Annotated in this window: 5 protein-coding genes; all 5 read left to right on the top strand. The window is 43.6% G+C overall.

Annotated elements, in window-relative coordinates; all coding sequences use genetic code 11:
* Nucleotides 1-1,014: DUF5690 family protein (locus AC1DPZ_RS20410; RefSeq protein ID WP_477406849.1), on the top strand; the 1,014-nt coding region annotated here is incomplete at its 5' end.
* Entirely contained in the window at nucleotides 1,011-2,174 is a 1,164-nt protein-coding gene (locus tag AC1DPZ_RS20405; RefSeq protein WP_477406846.1) for a TIGR03364 family FAD-dependent oxidoreductase, read from the top strand. The genes AC1DPZ_RS20410 and AC1DPZ_RS20405, both read left to right, overlap by 4 nt.
* Nucleotides 2,175-2,266: 92 nt before the next feature.
* Nucleotides 2,267-4,819 (top strand): phosphocholine-specific phospholipase C, encoded by a 2,553-nt coding sequence (locus AC1DPZ_RS20400; protein WP_477406844.1) that lies wholly within the window; start codon nucleotides 2,267-2,269, stop codon nucleotides 4,817-4,819.
* A gap of 165 nt (nucleotides 4,820-4,984) precedes the next feature.
* Nucleotides 4,985-5,575 (top strand): RNA polymerase sigma-70 factor, encoded by a 591-nt coding sequence (locus AC1DPZ_RS20395; RefSeq protein ID WP_477406842.1) that lies wholly within the window; start codon nucleotides 4,985-4,987, stop codon nucleotides 5,573-5,575.
* Nucleotides 5,576-5,716: 141 nt separating this feature from the next.
* Nucleotides 5,717-5,991 (top strand): hypothetical protein (locus AC1DPZ_RS20390; protein WP_477406840.1); only part of this gene is annotated, 275 nt, incomplete at its 3' end.

Below are 5,991 nucleotides of genomic sequence, written 5' to 3'. Positions count from 1 at the left end.
GCACCGTGGAATATTATTTTCCTGTTCCTTAACGGCTTTCCGTTGGGGCTCATCTGGGGTTTGGTTTTTGGTTACCTTGAAGGCCGCCGCTCAACCGAATTTATGGCGGCGGTACTATCTATCAGCCTGATATTTGCATCGGGTTTTGTAAAAACCGTTGGGCGTACATTGCTTACGGTTTTTCATGTGAACGAATATCATATGCCTTTTTTAACAGGCGCTTTATTTGTTTTACCCTTGTTACTTTTTGTTTTTTGTATGGAACTGATGCCTGCCCCAACTGCCCGGGATAAGCAGTTGCGTGCAGAGCGCAGCCCTATGAACGCCACCGAACGTAAGCAGTTTTTGGTTCGGTTTTTACCTGGCATTATCCTCACCATTATCATATATGTGCTGCTCACCATTATGCGCGACGTACGCGACAATTTTGAAGTAGAGATATGGGCCGACCTGGGCGTAAAAAGTAACAGCATTTATACCAATATAGATACCATTATTTCCGTTTTAGTTTTGGTTGGCATGAGCCTGCTCATCCTTGTAAAAAAGAATTTAAGGGCTTTCAGCATCATTCACCTGTTTATTATAGGCGGCTGTGTGTTGGTGGGTGTATCAACCCTGTTATTCTCGTTTAAAATGATTAGCCCGGTAAGCTGGATGACCATGGCCGGCCTTGGCCTTTATATGGGCTACGTGCCTTACAATGCTATATTTTTTGATAGGATGATAGCTACCTTTAATTACCGCAGCAACGTAGGCTTCATTATGTACATAGCCGATTCTATGGGTTACCTGGGCAGCGTAAGCATTTTGTTTATCAAAGAGTTAGGTCGCCCAAACATTAGCTGGGGCACATTTTTTAAAGAGGGTGTAATGGTTGTAGCTGTGGTAGGCGGCATTTGCAGTGCATTATCGCTCATCTACTTTTTGCAAAGCGCTAAATCAAGTCAAAATTCAAAAGTCAAAATTCAAAACGCCGACTTAACGAACAACGACTTAATGACAACAACAAAATGAAAGAAAATAGTAATTCAAAAAGCTCACCCTTCAGGGGGCCGGGGGGCTCTGCCGTAGTCATAGGTGCGGGTATAGTAGGCCTGGCAACCGCCCGGGCCCTTGCCATACGCGGCTACAAAGTAACCGTGTTTGAACGTAATGAACGTGCGGTTGGCGCATCAATCCGTAACTTCGGGATGATTTGGCCAATAGGGCAGGCCACCGGACCAATGTTTGAGCGTGCTATGCTCTCGCGCAGTATCTGGAAAACTATTTGTACCGAGGCCAATATCTGGCATAATGAAGTAGGCTCATTACACCTCGCTTATCATGATGACGAGCTGCAGGTGATAAAGGAATATGTAGAGGTTAACCACCGGCACCGTGATTGTAAACTATTAACACCTGGCGAAGCTATCTCAAAATCACCGGCTATAAATACCGAAGGATTAAAAGGCGCCTTATGGAGCGGCGAGGAAATGATCATAGAATCGCGGGAGGCAGTGGGGCAGGTAGCAAAATACCTGGCCGATAAATTTGGCGTGGAATTTCATTGGAACACCGCTATCAGCCGGATTGAGCACCCTAAAGTATACTCAGGCACCCAAAGCTGGCAGGCCGATGAAATATTTGTTTGCAGCGGTGCCGACTTTGAAACCTTATACCCCGAACTTTTTGCCCAAACCGAAATTACCAAGTGTAAGTTACAAATGATGCGTTTGGTTAGCCAGCCGGATGAATGGCGCATCGGTCCGTCGTTATGCGGTGGTTTATCCATGATCCATTATCCCGGTTTCCAGGCAGCGGCTTCATTGCCCGCATTGCGCAAACGTTATGAAGAGCAATATGCTGTACACCTAAACTGGGGTATTCACGTTATGGTATCGCAAAATGGCAGCGGAGAACTTACCATAGGCGATTCGCATGAGTACGGCCTGGTGCACGACCCTTTTGACAAGGCATTTATTAATAATTTAATAACCGGATACTTACACACCTTTGCTAATTTTAAGGATTGGAATCTCCTGCAATCGTGGCACGGCATCTACCCAAAAATGACCAACGGGGCAACCGAATTAATTGTGGATGTTGAGCCTGGTGTAACCATCATAAATGGCCTTGGCGGTAACGGGATGACGCTTTCGTTGGGTTTGTGCGAACAGGTAATTGCTAAAAGATAATTAGTCCATAGTCGGATAAGATATTGTATTCAAACAACAACCATGGTCTATGGACTATTGACCATGGTCTAAATGGTCTAAATAAAAAAAACATGCGTGACTCAAGGAGAGATTTTCTTAAAAAGGCGGCTTTACTAACCGGCGCGGCGGGGCTTGCCGGCGTTTTACCCGAATCTATTCAAAAAGCAATGGCTATAAACCCGGCCCCGGGCAGCACCTTTATGGATGCGGAGCACATTGTGATCCTGATGCAGGAAAACCGCTCATTTGATCATACCTATGGTATGTTAAAGGGCGTGCGCGGATATAACGACCCGCGGGCTATCGATCTGCCAAATAAAAACAAGGTTTGGCTGCAAACCAATAATAAAGGCGAAACTTACGCGCCTTTCCGTTTGGATATTAAGGGGACCAAAGCTACCTGGATGTCGTCGTTACCGCACTCCTGGGCCAACCAGGTTAATGCCCGTAATGATGGTAAATTTGATCAGTGGCTTAATGTAAAACAAAACGGCATCAAGGAGTATAGCCACATGCCTTTAACGCTGGGCTATTATAACCGCGAGGATCTCCCTTTTTACTATGCTTTAGCTGATGCCTTTACCGTGTGCGACCAGAATTTTTGCTCGTCGCTTACCGGCACCAACCCCAACAGGTTATACTTTTGGAGCGGAACTATCCGCGCCGAGCAGCATGAAAATTCCCTTGCCCATGTTTGGAATGATGATATGGATTATGGCACGCTCAAATGGGCTACTTTCCCCGAGCGTTTGGAAGATCATGATATTTCATGGAAACATTACCAGAACGAAATAGCTATTGATACCGGTTTTGTGGGAGAAGAAGACCCCTGGTTATCAAATTTCCAGGATAACCCCTTAGAGTTTTTTGGTCAGTACAATATTAAGCTTTACGATAAGCATATAGCGCACCTGCAAAAAAGATTTACCCTTTTGCCTGATGAGATAGCTGATGTTGAAAAACAAATTGCTGCCTTACCTGCCGGCGATGCGCATATTGATCATCTAAAAAAACAGCTTAAACAAAAAAAACGTGACCTGGATAATATCAAAAAAGATATGGCCAGCCTTGATCCGGGTAAGTTTGCCAAACTATCGCAACGCGAAAAAAATCTGCATCAAAAAGGTTTTGTAACCAATACTAATGATCCGCATTACCGCACACTGGTTAACCTGAAATATGATGATAACGGTACCGAACGCGAATTGCTGGTACCTAAAGGCGATGTGCTACACCAGTTTAGGGAGGATGTAAAAACCGGGACCTTGCCAACTGTATCCTGGTTATCGGCACCCGAGAACTTTTCTGATCACCCGAGCTCGGCATGGTATGGTGCATGGTATGTATCCGAAGTGATGGATATCCTCACTAAAAATCCTGAAGTTTGGAAAAAAACTATTTTTATATTGGCTTATGACGAGAACGATGGTTATTTTGATCATGTGCCACCGTTTGTAGCGCCCCATCCGCATAAAGAGGGAACAGGTAAAGTTTCAAAAGGAATTGATACCAGTGTTGAATTTGTAACCCTTGAACAGGAAAAAGCCCGCGACAATTTTCCCGAAGTTTATGATCGTGAAAGCGCTATTGGTTTAGGCTATCGTGTTCCTTTGGTAATTGCTTCGCCATGGAGCAAGGGAGGCTGGGTAAACTCCGAAGTTTTTGACCATACCTCAACCCTACAATTCCTGGAGAATTTTTTAAGCAAAAAAACAGGTAAAAAAGTAGTTGAACCAAATATCAGCAACTGGCGCCGCACAGTTTGCGGTGACCTAACCTCTGTTTTTCGCCCATACAACGGCGAAAAAATAGCCAACCCTGAGTTTGTTGTTAAAGATACTTTTTACGAAAGTATCCACATGGCCAAATTTAAAAAACTGCCCACCTATAAACTGCTCACTGTCGATGAAATAGCCGGGATCAACAAAGATCCGTACGCTTCGCCTTATATGGCCCAACAGGAAAAGGGCATAAAACCGTCATCGGCCCTGCCATACCAGTTGTACGCAGATGGTAAATTAAGTGCTGATAAAAAATCTTTCGAAATAAGATTTAATGCAAGTAAACAGGCATTTGGTGATAAAGCTTTAGGCTCGGCATTTAATGTTTATGCGCCCGGTAAATATGCAAGCTTTAATGATCCGCAGCAAATGGAGCCTTTGCGCACCTGGGCCTATGCGCTTACCGCAGGCGATAGCCTGGCCGATACCTGGCCGATAAATGAATTTGAGAACGGTGAATATCACCTGCGCGTTTACGGACCAAACGGTTTCTTTCGTGAGTATAAAGGCACCGCTGCCGATCCATTAGTTGATGTGGCCTGCAAATACCAGGAACTGGCCGGAAAACTAACCGGCAATATCGCCCTGAAACTGTCTAATTTAAGTCCCGATAAGGCTTATACTGTTGAAGTTATCGATCATGGTTATAAAAGCAACAATCATAAAACCGTATTAAATAAAAAGGGTACAAACGCATTGGCGCTTGACCTGGCTAAAAGCCATGGCTGKTACGATTTCAGTGTGAAAATAACCGGTAGTCACACTTTCGAAAAAAGGTACGCCGGCCGCGTTGAAACCGGTAAACATAGCTTTAGCGACCCGTTGATGGGAAGAGTGGTATAGTAAAGCATTTATCTCTTTATCAACCCGGCAGTTTTAATAAAGCTGCCGGGTTTTGTTTTTTCCCGCTGATGGAGCAAAATTTGCCTGAAACAAAAAAAGTTTTTTATTTAAAAATAATCTTGTAATTATGCCTATCCAATTCAGAAACCGTTTTACAGTCCATTTATGCTTCCAGGTAAGGAATATCAAATGTGGCCCGATGCTAAATTGTTAGATTTACTAAGGCTGGATGACCGTGAGGCATTTGAATTGCTGTATAAAAGATATTCGGCCAAACTTTTTCATGCTGCCTATAATTTATTCCGGGACCGCGATGTTTGCGAAGACTTGGTGCAGGAATTGTTTATCGATTTGTGGACAAAACGAAACCAGCTAAACATCACTTCGCTGGAAGCGTACCTCAAAGTAGCTATCAGGCACCGGGTTATCTATTATATCCGCACCAAAAAAGCCACGCTTAACCTGGAAGTTATTGAAGAGCTGATAGAAAAATACACCGCCGATAGCAAACTTCTTCAAAATGACATCAGCCAGCTGCTGGAAAGCAATGTAGCCCGGCTGCCCGAAAAATGCCGCCAGATTTTTACCCTCAGTCGTAAGGAATACCTATCTAACAAAGAGATCGCTTCCCGCTTAAATATCTCCATAAAAACTGTCGAAAATCAAATCACGATAGCCTTGCGCTACCTGCGTACCGGGCTTACAGATTATTTGCCATTTGTGATTGCCTTGCTGATGGTGCATATGATAATTTAGGAGATAATTCTATCCTATGATTATTTAAAAAACTATTGTTTAAATTTGTTAAACCAATGTAGGCTTGTAGTTTTCATCCAACTCCAGTTAAAAATATTGTCGGTTGCCTGTTTATCGTTAAATCTGTTTAAAAAGCTGAAAATGAAAAAGGTATCGCTTTTTTTCGCAATCCCTGTTCTTTTGTTAGGAACATATTTGTTTGCATTTCAAATCAAAAAGTCACCCGGCAAAAAAGAGGTTAAAAGAACCAATGTGGTCACTTGCGGCTCACCTTCGGCCATTGGTGATGCGGATACTACCGCTCAGGGAAAATTCATTGTAAAACTACCGGGCTGGGGGCATTATAGTTACCCTATTTCAACCCATAATGACAGCGCCCGGTTTTATTTTAACCAGGGTTTAACCATGTATTATAG

The organism is Mucilaginibacter sp. P4_G9 (assembly GCF_056400985.1).
The sequence above is the reverse complement of the archived record's forward strand: the minus strand, read 5'-3'. Positions and strand labels throughout refer to the sequence as shown.

Excerpts from the sequence above, each read along its gene's own strand:
- AC1DPZ_RS20395 (WP_477406842.1), top strand. The coding sequence starts at position 4,985 with ATGCTTCCAGGTAAGGAATATCAAATGTGGCCCGATGCTAAATTGTTA.
- AC1DPZ_RS20405 (WP_477406846.1), top strand. The coding sequence starts at position 1,011 with ATGAAAGAAAATAGTAATTCAAAAAGCTCACCCTTCAGGGGGCCGGGG.